We start from the raw sequence: 15689 nt of genomic DNA on the forward strand, positions 1-15689 counted from the left end.
TAGGATTAACAACTTAGCGTCGAATAACTAAATAAATTTTGGAAAGCAAGTTTATAATTAATTTTTACATCTATTTTTAATTATATTATTGAGTTAAATATTTTTCTGTTCTAACTAAATCTCGAACTTATAAAAACGTTAATACGCCTCGATTCATACTTAATCAATGAGAATACAATTTAACCATTCATTTATTTAGAAAAATTATTTTTTTTATATGAAGTTTTTTTTAAAACACAAATATAAGAAAGTTTTATTTACAATTAAATAATTACTAAAAATACAACTAAGAGAAGAAGAAAAGGAAGATAAATTTCTTGTAAATAAACTTACCAAAAAGCAAATTTAATCGCAAAATAAATACATATTTTAATTATTTAACTCTTATATTAATGTAAAATAAAATGACACCTTTGTCATCAAAAGATCCCCAAAAAAAGTTCATGAGAGCATTTTTCCGAGCAATACTTCCAAATTTTTTCATAAAATAAATTTTTTTGGTGATCTTTTAAAATAAATTTTTATCTTTAAGTGCATAATATAAGATCTTTTTTATAGTAACAGACTAAGTATAAGAAATATTTTTATAGAAAACTAAGAATTTTACAAAAATAAAAATGAAATTTAAAAAGAAAATTTTTTAACTTAATCGATTTTCAAAAAAATTTTCAAGTCATTCATTCTTTTGTCAAATTTTAAGATTTCTCTGCCAAAGACTCTGATTTCATTTTTATAAAAGATCAATTGTTATTTTTTTGCCAATTAAAATATTTTTAGTGACAGGAGAAGGAAGAATCGAAAAAAATATTGTTATAATACTAAAAATTTTAAGAATTTAAGGAGTGTGCACTGGATAGAGAATAAAAGCTATAAAACTCGAAATGCAATTTTTTTTTGCTCTCAATATTAAAAAAGTGATCAAGTTTAATGTCAAAAAATTAACTCTTGTAAAATAAATTGACACATTCAACTGCTTTTAACCATTTGTACAAGCTTGCATTTGCCAATGCTTCAGGCATTTCAGGACGAAACTCTCTGGCGATTTCTATTTTATTGAATGTTACGTCTTCTTCGAGCACTCCAACACATGCGGCCATCGCTGCACCCAACGAAGTTGTCTCAATATTTGCTGGACGCGCGAGCAGTGTTTGTAAAATATTTGCTTGAAACTGCATTAAAAAATCGTTGCGCGATGCTCCACCATCCACCCCTACGCGCACAATCTTTTGTCCACTGACTTTTTCCATCAGGCGTAGAAGCTGAACATTTTGCAATGCAATACTTTCTAAGACAGCTCTAATTATCTGTGATTTTTGCGTACCTCGGGACAGTCCAAAGAGAACACCCCGTGCCTTTGGATTCCAATAAGGCGCTCCCAATCCCGCTAACGATGGAACAAAGAGAACGTCTTCATCACGAGGATAGCCCATTGCAAGTTCAGCACTTTCTGAGGAATTCTTCACCCAGCCGAAATTGTCTCGCATGAACTGCACTGCAGCACCTGCGATGAAAGCAGATCCTTCGAGAGCAAAGGTTCTGCGTTGCGCAGTACTATAAGCAACCGTGGTCAAGATCCCTTCATCGGAAGTAACAACATTTTCTCCAGTATTCATAAGTAAAAACGCACCGGTACCAAAAGTGATTTTCGCTTCGCCTTGCTGCACGCAATTTTGACCAAAAAGCGCTGCCTGTTGGTCACCCAATATTCCAGTGATCGGAATGCCATCGGGCAAACCTGGTACCCCTTTGGTAAATCCAAAGCGACCAATACTCGGTTTGATCTCTGGCAGCGCACTTTCTGGAATCGAAAATAGTTTTAACAGCTCTGGGTCATAAGATCCTGTGTGTAAATTATAAAGCATAGTGCGGCTGGCATTGGTGTGATCCGTTACAAAAGACTGCCCGCCCGTGAGGCGCCAAATAATAAATGAGTCGATGGTGCCAAGGGCAAGCTCACCAGTTAACGCCCATTGTTTGGCTTTCATACTCTGTTCTAAAATCCAGTGCATTTTCGATGCACTAAAATAAGGGTCACAAACCAATCCTGTTTTTTGTAAAATCATTTTGCGCACTGTTTCGTTACGCTTTAAATGATCGCAAAATTCCGCTGTGCGTCTGTCCTGCCAAACAATAGCATTGCCTGCAACTTCACCAGTTTTTTTATTCCATGCAAGACAGGTTTCCCTTTGATTGGTTATGCCGATTGCTGCAATCTTTTTCTGTTTAAAAGAGCTCTTTTCACCTTCAGCAAATTTCAAACTGTTTTCAATGGCTCTTAAAGTTGTGCTCCAAATATCTTCAGGATTGTGTTCAACCAAACCGGGGCGTGGATAAATCTGGGGAAATTCAATTTTATTGTTACCTAGCATAGAAAAATCATCCATGCTAAAAAAAGATGCTTGAATTCCTGTGGTGCCTTCGTCTATGGATAGAATAAAATCGGTCATAGGTTTACTCCTTTTAAGCTTTTCAATGTATCTTTTACAATTACGGAGGATAATGATGTGAGTTTAGTTGCGCAAGAAAAATTTCCAAATACTTTTAAAAAATATTTTAATTCCTTACCATTTATTGAACAAGCAGGTTTTTTTCTTTGGCCCTCCATAGGAAAAAGTGAACTCAATAAAAATGAAATTAAATTATTCAAAAAAATTAAACCTTCGGGTTGTATTCTTTTCAGAAGAAATTTTACTGATTTCGCACAAGGAAAAATATTAATTGCAAATGTAAAGAAATCTTGTGAAAGAGCTAATCATAAATACAGCATGCCTTTTATTGTTTCAATCGATGAAGAAGGCGGTAGAGTCTCACGTTTGCCACTGCCTTTTTTGCGAGGGAAACCCGCACTCGAATTTTCTGACAATAACGATGAACTTGGTTTAGTCAATCAAGTACTTCATCAAGTATTTGTTGCAAAAGGATTGGGAATAAACTGCATACTGAGTCCCGTCGCCGATATTTTAACCGAACCAACAAATCCCGTTATAGGTGATCGCTGCTTCGGCCGAGATGCCCTCACGGTTTTAAAATATTCCTCTCTCGTAAATAAAACACTCTTGAGTGAACAAATATTTTCATGTGCCAAGCATTTTCCAGGACATGGCAATACAAAAACAGATTCTCACAAAGAATTCAGTGTGAGCGATGTGAGTTTAACCACACTTAAAACCCGCGAGTGGATTCCTTTTAAGAATTTAATTGGCGAAAAAGTACCATTTATTATGGCAGCGCACGTGATCATCCCTGAACTCGATCCTAAATACCCAGCTACGTTAAGTTATGAAATATTAACGAAACAATTAAAAAAGAATTTAAAATTTAAGGGCCTCGTGCTCAGTGACGATTTGCGTATGAATGCTATTGCAAATTTTTACCAACAGGCACGTGCAGTAGAATCTTCCATCACAGAGACAAATCCTGTTTCGTTAACTGAGGAAGATTCTTTTCTTGACCAAGCAGCGATTGATGCCTTAGTTGCAGGCTGTGATATTTTGTTAAGTTGCCAAAGTATAGAGAGAGAAGCAAGAATTGCACACTCAATTGCAAAAAAACTCAAAAATGATAAATTATTTCATAAACTGATGCTGGAGAAGGCTTGGAAAATATTCTCTACTTTAACAAAAACACAAAAGATCTAAACTTTCTTCTCGTTCTCGGGTACAGCCTCTTATTTCATATTCTTTTAGCACTGAGTCTCAGTTTTCTTACCCCCAATCCTGTCGATACGACTGAATTAAGAGTGACAACCAACACCGTGCAGATTTCATCCAAAACACCAAATTCGAATAAGCCCACTCTGCAAAAACATCGTGAGAAAATTATACCCAAAAAAGAATTAATTAAATCGTCTCAAAAGTCGATGGCAGCCCCCAGTGAAATTCCTGCTGAAAAAGTAACAACTCCACAAAAGCAAATGGATTCAGTCACACCAGCAGGACAATCGACTAATGAAAGTAAGGAGTTTTATTCTGCAGAATCCACTGTCGACAAAACGGCACAATGCACTTTACCTGAAATCAATATCACAGACGATGCCGCCAATGCGGGTGTTACAAGCGGATCTGTAGTAATTGAAGTGCAAATAAACAGCGAAGGTAAAGTAACAGAAGCAAAATTAATAAAAGGCACTGGATACAAAGTGGATCAAGTGGCTTTAGCTGCAGCAAAAGAGTTGAATTGTAGCCCAGCATGGCGAGAAAAACACAGCGTTGGTGTTATAAAACGAATTACATGGATGATTGTCCCTTGACTTTTTTCGTCTTTAAAAAGAAGAAAAAAATTATATTTTAATTCATACTAGATTTTTTCATAGAAAAAAACGTATAAACTTTTGAATTTATTCTGCTCAAAATATTTATGATTATCAACACAGTTGGCATATTAATTGCTCTGATTAAATCGTAGAATAATTGCAATTTATTTTTGCAATTTAAAAATTTAATATTAAAATAAAGGATTAATTATGACAAATCAAAATTTATCAAAAGAAGAATTGTTATTAGGTGCTATTCAAGACACTCTTTTATTTTATGATAATCATAAAAATAATTTACAAGATATAGATTTAAATACTGTAAAAGTTGTCTATTTTATATTAAATCCTACATCTGCATTTTCTGCAAACATAACTCAATTATGTAAAAATAGATCTTATTTTTTTTCCCGCACTATAACTTGTGGACAAGCCAAACTTCTTGCAGCTGTTTTTATGATAAAAGAAATATATAAGAACTTTAACAACTCAAAACAAACACATATTTTATCTAACTGCTTTACATTTGAAAAAAAACTTCTTGTTCTGAAGCATGAAAAAGTTTTTTATCAAGTACCCCTTTTTCATGTTGAACATTTTAAAAAATGGCTAGAAGAGTGTTGTCATAATTTTAATAAATTATCTCTTATAACCCACACACAATCTGCTAAAAACTATGACTTGATTCTTAAAAGTATCAATACAAATTACTTAAACAGCATTTCTCTCTTTTCTATCAACAATCAATCCATTGGACACAATGCTTATTCCATTCGTATGTGCAAGGATACTCCTTATGCAAAAATCAAGCTCTTAGTTTTTAACAAAAAAATCACTGTTATAAAGGATCCTGTTCAAAATTTCTCTTCTTCAGTGAAACTTAGAACACTCGATGAATGCAAAAATGAAATTTATAAACATCTTGGAGATATCAGTCTTAAAGATTACTCTGACACGAAACCCACTGCGCGTAAAGGAGTTAATCCTGTCTTTTTTATTGAAAAAAAGAAAGAAAATAACATAAGCAAAGAAATTGTTTATAAGCCATTAAACAACGAGCAAGAGTCTATGATAGAAGTGATAACTGGGGAAATCTATCGTTATCTCATTGGCAATTCCCAACCGAAAACAAAAACAGCCCCCTGTTTCGGTATTATCTCTGAAAAAGTCAGTTACTTTTCTATTCGCGACTATTACGAAAAAGGGACAAATCAAGAATATATCCAAAAATTCAGACAGGATTATAAAGGTTTTGTCAATATTTTAATTTCATCTTTGTTTTTGGAAGAAAACGATCTCCACGACGGAAATTTTGGTTTTTCAGCCGATGGAAAATTGATGAAAATAGACCACGGTCAATCTCTCAATACTCTGCGCATAGAAAAGTCAAAGTTAAATTCCTTAAGTCTTGCTGAAGTTAAATATTATGACGAAATTTATTATGCAAAACACGATCAGCATCGTTCCTACAAAGAAAAAGGCTATAGAAAAATCAACCTAGGAACTCTCCGAAAATACAAAATAACTGCAAAATTTTTAGATGAATTTTTATTGGTCTTTCTTCAAGGAAAATATGGAATCAATTATATAAAATCTCAAGAGTTTATCCCTAGCATTTTTCCAACCTACGATCTCCGTCTGTTGCATTTTTTTCCATTTTCTGCACAACATCATGATGAACTGATGAAATATCAATGTGAATCTATCTTTAAAATTATCAACACTCCTTCGGAATTGTATCAGATACTAGCCAATCAAGCTGTACAAACAGAAAATAAATCATTGCATCTAAAAATCTTAACAAAGATATTGGAGCGTAAATTTGAATTAAAAATAGCTGCAGAGAATTCGCATTCCTATCAAGCTTTTTTGCATAAAAGTATGAACAATTTAGGCCTTTACCGTCAGGAAATGGCTGCTTCTTGGCAGAGGATGTCACAAGCAAAGCGTTATAACAACTTAACTTTTATTTAATATTTTGTTAAGCAGAGCAAAAATTACGAGTCGAGTTATTCTTTCCTTCAGACTTCATCTTGAATAAGCATAATTAAAAAATATTTTATTTAAGAAAAAATTTTTCTTGTTCAGTAAATTTATATATGAATTTATCTTTTAATCAATTTATTTAGAATCCGCATCATTTTTAATCTTTTTTAATTAAAAAAAAAGTGGTACATATATTGCTTTGATGGTCTTATACTTAAATACCCTAAAAATATTTAAGTATTTATCCAATAAATAAAGAAAAGGAAGAGGCATGCAACCCATACGAAATTCTTACACTCAGTACTTAACTGGGCGGAAACTTGAAAAAGGCAAAAGCAAAGAAACAGCTCTGCAGGAATGTGTCAATGAAGTCAACGAACATATTGTCAAAGGAGCTATCCACACTCGTAATATTCAAGACATTTTAAGAATATGTGTGTGTAAAAAAACAGATGACAGAAAAATTTTTAGCGAAAACTTTATAAAAAATATCACAGAGCTGAACAAAAATGAAAATTTTATATTTAAGAAAATTTTTCCGCGCAGTTTACAGAAATTTTTAGCTTTTCTCTTTATCACCTTCGAGTCCAATCGCAATACTTTTGACAAACCAAAGGAATCCTTGCTCAATATTAAATTGCTCAATATCAAATCCTTTAAAGCCTGGCTGAAAGAGAACCTCAATCTTTCGGAAAAGACCTATACAAATATTATTGAGCAACATTATATCAGCAATATATTTCTAAACACAGAAAATAAAGTCTCTTTAGGGCGAAAGTTTTGTAATAAAGTCCAATTCGAATATCACAAAAATAAAAATGCCATGACCATTGGTCTCCTGTGGAATTTCGAAGTCAATGGCTATACGACTCCTAAAGTTCGGAATATAATAGAAAATCAATTTTTCTACAATGCACTCTTGATTGATCAATTTTTAAAGTCGGTCAATGTCACAGCACTTGAAATAGAAATAAAATCTATTCCTAAACGCTCAGGCTCACTCAGCACCAATGAATTTCTTGAGTATTTGCTTGAACATTCCAATAGCTTACCTGAAGTGAATAAAATAAAAAAATATTGTTATGAAAATGCCGATAAATCCGATGGAATTATTATTCCCGGAGGCAGTGATATTGAAGATTATGTCTATTCCCATGTGAATAAAACCTGTGACCCATACCTGGATATTAGAAGAACATTGGCTGACCTTTTTCTCATTCACCGGTGTGTCACTAAGGGAATTCCTTTGCTTGGCATTTGCCGAGGCTGTCAAATTATAAATGTTTATTTTGGGGGAACGATTGAAAGTGTCAATGACGAACACAGTCTTATCAATACCAAAAATTTTAATGTCGTAGCCAAAGAAGACACCCGCTTTAAGATATTCGATGAAAATTCTCTGCACAGTGGTGTTTCTTTACACCGCCAGTGTATTGAAAAATTGGGCGATAAACTGACTGTAACTTCCGTTTCTGCTGACAATGCTTATGTGGTAAAATCTATAGAAACAAAAATGGGTTCACTCGTCTTGGGAGTTCAATTTCACCCAGAGTTTTATAATGGCATGAAAAAATTCTGTCGGTTAAATATTCAAAAATCGAAGGAATTGATGTTCAGCAATAGACAAATATTTATTTATTTCTTTCAAACTTGTCAAACTTATCGTAACAAAAAAGTCTACTTAAAAGAAGTAAATAAATTATTCGCTGATGTGAAAGAAGCTTAGTTTAAAATAATTTATAATAAATTATTTTCATTTAATCTGAGTTCTGTGAGCTGAAGTTTCACAGAACTTTTTTGTTCTCCAAAAGTTTGAATTCTATTTTTATTATATAAAAAAGTATTACGTAAATTAAAAACAACAACCATAATATTATTTTCTGTAAAGTATTGACTTAACCTTTGTGTTGGTTTTGGATTTGAAAATGTTTCTTGTTCAGTTAATGAATATAGACGCCTGAACTCAGGATCGTCAGGATAAATATTGTTAAAAAATGAACCTTCATGGAAATATGAAAAATTACTGTTCGGCTGATGTGTTTGCAGATCAAAACCTGTCCACCACAAAACATTTTCGTCATTTTCTTTAAATTTTGTATAAGCCATATCTGTGTCAACAAATTCTATATTTAAACCAATTTGTTTTAGTTGATTTTTCATCTCAATAAAATAAGGGGTTTTAGCTAAATGTTTATTTGCCGTCCAAAAAGAATGAACCGTAAAAACTTTATTTTGCCAAAGTTCTTTAGGCACTAGACTCAAATGATAAAGAGCTTTTTGCATATTTTGTTCTGAAATAGGAACATCAGCTCTATAAAAAACAAACAAACCATAATTAGGAATAAGTTGATTTTCAGGAGTAATTTCATTAAACAAAGACGATTGTGCAATTTTTTTTCTATCTAATGCATAATGAATTGCTTTTCTAAAATTTTCATTTTGACCCAGACGGGTTTTATAATTAAACAGAAAGCCACCATTGCCATACACACCGGGTAGTTTAAAAATATCTTCATGTTCTTTGTTATAAGGAATATCCTGGGTGGCAATTCGAATATCAATATCTTTATGCTGACCAAAAACTATACGGATGTATTTACAAATATCATCATTGCTGTTCACACGTTCAAGCATAAATTGATATTTTTTAAGGTCGGAACTTATGATTTTATAACGTCCAAAACCGATTGGTAAGTTCTTCCACTCAAGACCATCTTCCTTCAATTCTTCAATCGGCACAATAGGTAAAAATGCAGTTGAAAGAGTCTGAACAATATAGTTATTATAATTTTTTAAATAAAATTTAATATTATATTTATCTATAACTTCTATACCTTTAATATAGCCAGTTGGATATTTTATTTTTTCAAATTCTTTATAATTTTTTATTTCTGCTTTTTGCTTAAAAAACTCCTCTATTCCATCTATATCTTTTAACATGGAATAAGCAAAGGAATCGTTTTCGTAAGAAAAAAGCTCACGCACGAGGGAGAATTCAAGGTCATATGCATTGACTTCACGGCTATTGTGAAAATAAATTCCTTTTTTTAATTCTAAGTGACAGATATTCCTATCACAAACATATTCTTTTAATAAAATATCATTTTGAGTTGATCTTTTCATACCTGTTTCGTTAAGCTCAACAAGAGAGCCAAAAACAGCTGCTCCAAATGTTTCAAGTTCAAATGTATATGTATCGGCAGTTGCCCAAGGGATTTGTTGCACATCGCTCAAAGAAATTGTCAGAGTCTCATTGCGGGGAAAATTATTTGTATTCATAAAGATTTTAATATCCTTATCTTCTAAGATAAAAAATAAAATAGCTAGACCACTTAATATATAGATAATAAATTTTATTCTATTCTTATGAATTAACTTTTTCATTTTCTCATCTCATAGAAATAAATATGCCTGTTTAAAAAATTTACGCTACAACAAAAAAGAAATAAAAAAAATCCCCAGAAGAAAAAATCTTCTGGGGATAAATTTAAATATAAATTTAATCTCTTCTGCCGCCAAATATTCTGAGCAAACTGAGAAAAAGGTTGATAAAGTTAAGATACATGGTCAAAGCACCAAAGATCATGAATTTACTCATAGCTTCGTTGTTGCCTGAGGTTTGCTCTGCCAATGCATAAGAACCTTCGCGTATACGTTGGGAATCATAGGCAGTTAAGCCGGAAAAAACGAGGATTCCTGCCCAACCTGCAAAGGAGTTTAACATTTCACTCTGCACAAAGACATTTACAACGCTTGCTCCTACGACCATTAAAAGTCCCATAAAAAGAAATGTGCTCATGAAGCCTAAATTCTTTTTGGTAACAGCCCCAAATAGAGCTAAGCCTGCAAAACCGAGTGCGGCAACAAAAAACAGGGAAATAACGTTACCAATTGGGTAAACAACCATAATGATGGAAAATGTAACACCTGTGAGCAAGGAATAAAGCAAAAACATTCCTTTTAAGGCTTGCGAACTCAACTTTTCTGCCGCAAAACTCATTCCCATAACAAGAGCCATTTGGACGATGAACAAACCTATTACAGCACCACTGCCAAAACTTAAAATGGATTGAATAGCGCCTGTTTGAATAAGCCCAACCCCAGAAAGTGCACTTAAGAACACACCTAAAGTCATCCAACCATAAACCCCAGCAATCGTTTTGCTTGCAGAAGATTGAACAACTTCATTTTTTACCGCTACATTCATCCAATTATCATTACTCTTTTGAAATCGATTAAATCTCATGTGTAAATTCCTTTCTCATGAAGATTCAAAAAGCAAATGGAAAACTCCAATCTCACTTTAAAATTTAAACAGATATACGTAAATGGCAAGAGAGTGATTACTAGAGTCTCAAAAAGGAGCAATTTTAAGAATTCACTTGCTCTTCCATTCCTTCATCCCCAACTCCGCGATCGAGTTTTCTATCCATTTCATATTTAGGATCATAGTCACTAGTTAATTCTGAAGCAGAGCCTGCAAAGCGGATGCAGTCTTTTGCAATATTCGAAGCATAATTTTTAAGATGTGTGCGGGCTTCATCGAGATCTTCAACTCTATTTAGTACATCGCGTAAGCTTTTACTTGAAGGAAAACCTTTCGTATACCAAAGCAAATGTTTACGGGCCAATATAGCAGCCAATTTTGTTTTTCCAAAAAACTCTTCTTGATAAGCCAAATGCCTGAGGACAAGGTCTAGCCATTCAGCGAACTCTGGCTGTACAGTTTGACCAAGTAAAATTTCTTTAAATATCCAAGGATTGCCGAGTGCACCGCGGCTCACCATCACAGCATCACAGGCTGTTTCTTCGTGCATTTTATGGGCTGAGACATAGTCGAAAATGTCGCCATTACCAACTTTAATAACAGACTTTTCCTTACTGAGAGCGGTATCCATGGCTAACTTAATTCCCTTTATGTCGCAGGGAGTGGAATAACTTTCCGAGCGGGTGCGGCCATGAATTGTAAACATGTCAACGTTTTCAGCCAACACTCGTTCAACAGTGTTCACAACATTAACTTCCTCACGTGTGTAACCCAAGCGAAATTTTGCGGAAAGGGGACGAGATGTTGCGTTCCGAGCGAGTTCAACCGTTTTGCTGATTCTTTCAGGTTCTCTTAAAATACCACTGCCACAGCCCGCAGTCACCACCTTGCGGACGGGGCAACCCATATTTATATCAATAGTATCAAAACTTTGCTGATCAAGAACCGAAACGGCATGTGCCACTTGCTCAGCACTAGGCCCAGTGACTTGCACACCTAAAATACTTTCCGAGCTATGCCGCGCCATCATTTCGAAGGTTCTTTTATTTTTATAAGCAATTGCAGTGGCAGAAAGCATTTCGACATATGTTAATCCTGCTCCTAATTCCTGACAAATTCGGCGGAAAGGCACATCTGTAACTCCCGCAAGCGGTGCTAAGAACACTCGATTTTTCAGGGTTAGATTGCCCAACTGAATAGGTTGATTAAAAAAACTCATGATTTTACCTTATTTTTTATCAATTGTCCGCATGCTGCTTGAATATCTCTGCCTTTTGACAGACGTACTGTCGCAACCATTCCAGAATTTTTTAGAATTTGTTGAAATTGGTATACGCGGCCTAAGTCAGGTCTACGAAACGCAGCTCCTTCATGTTCATTTAAAGGAATAAGGTTTATTTTGGCCCCAACTCCTTGTAATAAGGAAACTAATGCCTTTGCATGCTGTTCGCTGTCGTTTATACCGCGCAAGAGTGTGTATTGTATCATAAATGAAGTCCGCGTGCCAGATAAAGCATGCTTTCTCAGTGTATCAATCACTTGAGTCAACGGATGGCGCAGGTTCACAGGCATGACTTTTGAGCGCTCCTCCTCGAAGGGAGAATGGAGTGAAAGAGCAACAGCTACTTTCGTTTCATTTAAAATCCTATCAAGTGCTGGCATTAGACCAACTGTGCTGACAGTGACTTTATTTGGTGAGAAATTAAGCCCCAAATTGTCGCAAAAAATCTGGGTGCTTTTAATTACATTATCTATATTATCAAGAGGTTCACCCATTCCCATATAAACGATATTTGAGATTCTTTGGTAACTTGCCACATGAAAATCGGGATTCTCACGCCGCCATTTTTCAGCGAGAATAACCTGTCCTACTATTTCCTCGCTCGAAAGACTGCGCATGAGTCCCATACGACCTGTCTGACAAAAACGACAGGCTTGTGCACAGCCAACTTGGGTTGATATACACTGCGTCAAACGCCCCCGTTCTGGAATAAGCACGCTTTCAACCCATCTACCATCACTCTTTAGGCGCATTGCAAACTTAACCGACCCATCATGGGTACTCGTTTGAATCTCTGAGATCTCTAAGGGAACAGAAAGTAAGTAATTGTTTTTAAACCATGCAATGACTTCTTGGTTCAGTTCAGAAAAATCATAGTCTGCGAGTGGATTTTGTTTATAGACTTTTCGAAATAAGGTTTCAGCCCGTAATTTTGCTTTTGGAACGCCAAATGATTCAGCAATTTTTCCCTCAAGTTCCTTACGCTCCGTCCCGAAAAATGAATTCATTGTTTTTTTTTCCTTAAATACCACCTAAAATAGGTGATCTTTTTTCAAACAAAGTATAATGGTGTGGTCAAGAAGTTTTTTGCTAATAATTGCATTCTATGCTATTTGGCTGCATCTAAAGATTTTCAAGGGGAAATGCAATGCAAGTTGAAAGTGATAAGACTTCAAAAAAGAAATCAAGTCATAACTGCTCGCTGAATAAAGAATTGATAAATGAAAATAATCTCGATTTTCATAAAATAAATATTCATCATTCTAGAATTATTCAGGCACTTAATAACGAAATAAATACAACTATTCCTATCATGGGTGCATGCACAACCAACAATGGTGGGATCATTTCTTGGAAACTTGTTACACGAATATTATCAACAACGTTTCATTCTAGTTTACGCAAATTTCAAAAAAATTCTATGCGCTATTGGAGAGAAAATTATTTATTAACTTGTATTCCAGCAGCAGGAGCAGCATCCCGTTTCTTTAGTGATTTACAAAAATTTACAATCGCAATTGAATCAAAAATCCCTGAGTTTAAAAATTCTTTAAATCTATTTCTAAATCACAATTTCAAAGAGAAGCTTTCATTAGAAAATAGAAAACAAATACAAAGCATCCTAGCAAATGTAAAAATAACAACAGAAATGTCTTCGCTTTATGAAGGCATGCATGAACAAGAAAAAGAAAATATTAAAGTATGTATTGAGCAGTTTTATAATTTTTTAAGTCAATTTGTTGTATTAGGAAAAACAGATGAAAAATTTATAAACAAATATGAAAATTTAATAAATTTATGCGACATAGAGAATAGAAAAAAAGATTATATAAAAAGAATTTCTCAATCGGAAAGCAGTATCCGCACTCCATGGGACTACAATAAGAATTTAACAAAAATAAAAAGTCAGGATAATACTACAAATTTTAAAACGCCATTTAATAAAAATAAAAACTTGAGCAACTCCCATTGGATGGAGAGAATTTCGGCTCAAACATTATTTTTAAATAAAGAAACAACCGCATCGCATGACCCTTCTATATATTTAGGTACACAAGAAAAAACCATATTAAAAACTTATGCTGCATGCTGTGTATTATTACAAAAATATGCACACCTTCCAAAAGCACTTGTGCCAACAACTACAGAAGGTGATTCTTTTCTCATGCTCAAATTAGCAGAACAAATTGGTCTGTTACCTTCTCTTGGAAATATTCTTGTCGTCCCTGCTTTTATGAAAAGTGAATTTGAAAAAGAAATTGATAGATTAAAACCTATATTACAAGAAAATATAAGTGATATATTTGCACTACGCAATTCACCATTTGCCCCACAGTGGTTAAAAGAAAATCGCAAAATAAATGGAGAATGGGTTGTTTTTGAGCAAGGTAGAAATCTTTCCACCATTCGATTTAATATGGATGGCACCCCCTATACGGATGAAAATGGAAAATATGTACCCGTTTCCGCAGGTCACGGTGAACTCATCCATTTATTTGATGAATTCACCAAACAGTTTCCAGAAGCTGAGTGTTTGCATATCCGTAATATTGATAACGTAATCGGTTCCTCTCTCGACAGAACTGCAGAGCTTAATATTCCAGCAGAGTTTTTTAAGATTATACGCGACTGTATTGAATATTTACGCGCTCAGGTAGAAGACTATTTATTTAATGAACAAAAAAAGAAATCCGACAGCAGATTGCATAATGAAACAGCATTCCAAGTGCTCAGTTACCTTGCTCACTTTATCGACGAGAGTATTGCCAATGAAGCGCTTGATGCTTGTTTCGATGCTCAATCAACATTTATTGGCTTGGCACATCAGTCACTCTACAAAGTACTTGGCAATTTATTTCATTGGCAACCTTTAGAAAATCACACCACAGAACTTGAGGCATGGGAACAAACCATGCAATGGCTCGACAATCCTATTTCTGTTTTCGGGGTTGTGCGCAAAGAAGTGGCGGATGTGGGTGGAGGTCCTGTTTTTGCCGCCCTTCCTGATGGGACAACAATAAAACTTTGTCTTGAAATGCCTCACGCCAACGAAGAAGACGCTAGTGAATATTTTGGCCCACGTGGGAATGCAACACATTTTAATCCTGTACTCGCCTTTTTTGAACTCAAAACACATACGCGTGCATTTGAAAACACACCCTCTGTGGGCAAAAAAGTTGAATTTTCCAAACTTTTTGACGAACGTTTTTGGCTATTGAGCAAGCGTGAATACAAAGGCACACCTGTGTGCTATCATGAAACTGTCTTGCATGAACTTATTGGCAATTCAGCAACGACTAACCTAGTATTTATTGAAGTTCCACGCACATTATTTAGACCACATAAGTCTTTTTTTGACTCACTTGGGAATGACAGACGGGCATATGGTTTTGACGAAACTTTGGCAACAACAGAAACCCGAAATTTCTAATCCTACGTATTCGCAAGAAGAAATTGGATTGCAATTTTTACATGCCCTGTATAAACAACTTGACAAAGATCTTATTTATTTAAGTGGACAAAAAGATCTCCCAAAAAAATATTTTTTCGAAAAAATAAAAGTAACATTCGGATCTATGTCATTAGATCAATTTAAAAATAAACCATATATCCGCTATGAAAAAAAATATTTATTTCTCCATATTCCCAATCATGCAGGTTTTTTATTAGAGCCATCAATTAATATTGATAAAATATTTCTTTATCGCGCTACAAAAGTCATGCAACAATTGAGCAATGAAATGGGGGAAAGCAGCCGGCCTGAGCTATTTATTCTTAAAAGTGATGTTATTGAAGAATTTAGGATTATTGACGACAATTATGTACGTGCTGGCAATGAAAAAACTTTATCGGTTGCACAAATGAGTGAAATGCTCTTACTATTGGCGGATTCGTTGTGATAA

Annotated in this window: 11 protein-coding genes; 6 read left to right on the forward strand and 5 right to left on the reverse strand. The window is 34.3% G+C overall.

All coding sequences use genetic code 11. From position 1 onward, the window contains the following. Positions 1-938: 938 nt before the first annotated feature. Positions 939-2447 carry an FGGY family carbohydrate kinase gene (locus H7355_RS02255; RefSeq protein WP_186644661.1) on the reverse strand — a complete coding sequence of 503 codons (1509 nt, stop codon included), beginning with the start codon at positions 2445-2447 and terminating at the stop codon, positions 939-941. Positions 2448-2504: 57 nt separating this feature from the next. On the opposite strand from H7355_RS02255, the gene H7355_RS02260 reads away from it, so the two are divergent. From H7355_RS02260 to H7355_RS02275, 4 genes are all read left to right on the forward strand, one after another. Continuing rightward, on the forward strand, positions 2505-3638 hold the full coding sequence (locus tag H7355_RS02260) for a glycoside hydrolase family 3 protein (RefSeq protein WP_186644663.1): 1134 nt from the start codon (positions 2505-2507) through the stop codon (positions 3636-3638). Further along, a complete protein-coding gene (locus H7355_RS02265) occupies positions 3596-4249 on the forward strand; it encodes an energy transducer TonB (RefSeq protein WP_186644664.1) in 654 nt (217 codons plus the stop codon). The genes H7355_RS02260 and H7355_RS02265 overlap by 43 nt, the downstream gene beginning before the upstream one ends. A 213-nt stretch (positions 4250-4462) precedes the next feature. After that, entirely contained in the window at positions 4463-6226 is a 1764-nt protein-coding gene (locus H7355_RS02270) for a hypothetical protein (RefSeq protein ID WP_186644666.1), read from the forward strand. Between the two features lie 283 nt (positions 6227-6509). Then, positions 6510-7964: a gamma-glutamyl-gamma-aminobutyrate hydrolase family protein gene (locus tag H7355_RS02275; protein ID WP_186644668.1), complete on the forward strand. Its 1455-nt coding sequence runs from the start codon at positions 6510-6512 to the stop codon at positions 7962-7964. An 11-nt stretch (positions 7965-7975) separates the two neighbouring features. Here the strand turns inward: H7355_RS02275 and H7355_RS02280 are convergent, their stop codons facing one another. The 4 genes from H7355_RS02280 to rlmN all read right to left on the reverse strand — a co-directional run bounded on the left by H7355_RS02280 (position 7976) and on the right by rlmN (position 12794). After that, entirely contained in the window at positions 7976-9622 is a 1647-nt protein-coding gene (locus H7355_RS02280; protein ID WP_186644670.1) for an ABC transporter substrate-binding protein, read from the reverse strand. Between the two features lie 115 nt (positions 9623-9737). Then, positions 9738-10484: a Bax inhibitor-1/YccA family protein gene (locus H7355_RS02285; protein WP_186644672.1), complete on the reverse strand. Its 747-nt coding sequence runs from the start codon at positions 10482-10484 to the stop codon at positions 9738-9740. Positions 10485-10608: 124 nt separating this feature from the next. After that, positions 10609-11724 carry a tRNA dihydrouridine synthase gene (locus H7355_RS02290; protein WP_186644674.1) on the reverse strand — a complete coding sequence of 372 codons (1116 nt, stop codon included), beginning with the start codon at positions 11722-11724 and terminating at the stop codon, positions 10609-10611. After that, positions 11721-12794, reverse strand: coding sequence for a 23S rRNA (adenine(2503)-C(2))-methyltransferase RlmN (gene rlmN, locus H7355_RS02295; protein WP_186644682.1), 1074 nt, complete (start codon positions 12792-12794; stop codon positions 11721-11723). Before rlmN ends, H7355_RS02290 begins: the two co-directional genes overlap by 4 nt. 140 nt (positions 12795-12934) lie before the next feature. Between rlmN and H7355_RS02300 the strand changes: the two genes are divergently transcribed. Together H7355_RS02300 and H7355_RS02305 are read left to right on the forward strand one after the other, a co-directional pair. Further along, positions 12935-15217: a DUF4301 family protein gene (locus H7355_RS02300; protein ID WP_186644697.1), complete on the forward strand. Its 2283-nt coding sequence runs from the start codon at positions 12935-12937 to the stop codon at positions 15215-15217. Then, on the forward strand, positions 15171-15686 hold the full coding sequence (locus H7355_RS02305) for a hypothetical protein (protein ID WP_186644699.1): 516 nt from the start codon (positions 15171-15173) through the stop codon (positions 15684-15686). Before H7355_RS02300 ends, H7355_RS02305 begins: the two co-directional genes overlap by 47 nt. The last annotated feature ends 3 nt before the right edge of the window (positions 15687-15689 follow it).

This window comes from Fluviispira vulneris, from assembly GCF_014281055.1.
Classification (GTDB): Bacteria; Bdellovibrionota_B; Oligoflexia; order Silvanigrellales; family Silvanigrellaceae; genus Silvanigrella; species Silvanigrella vulneris.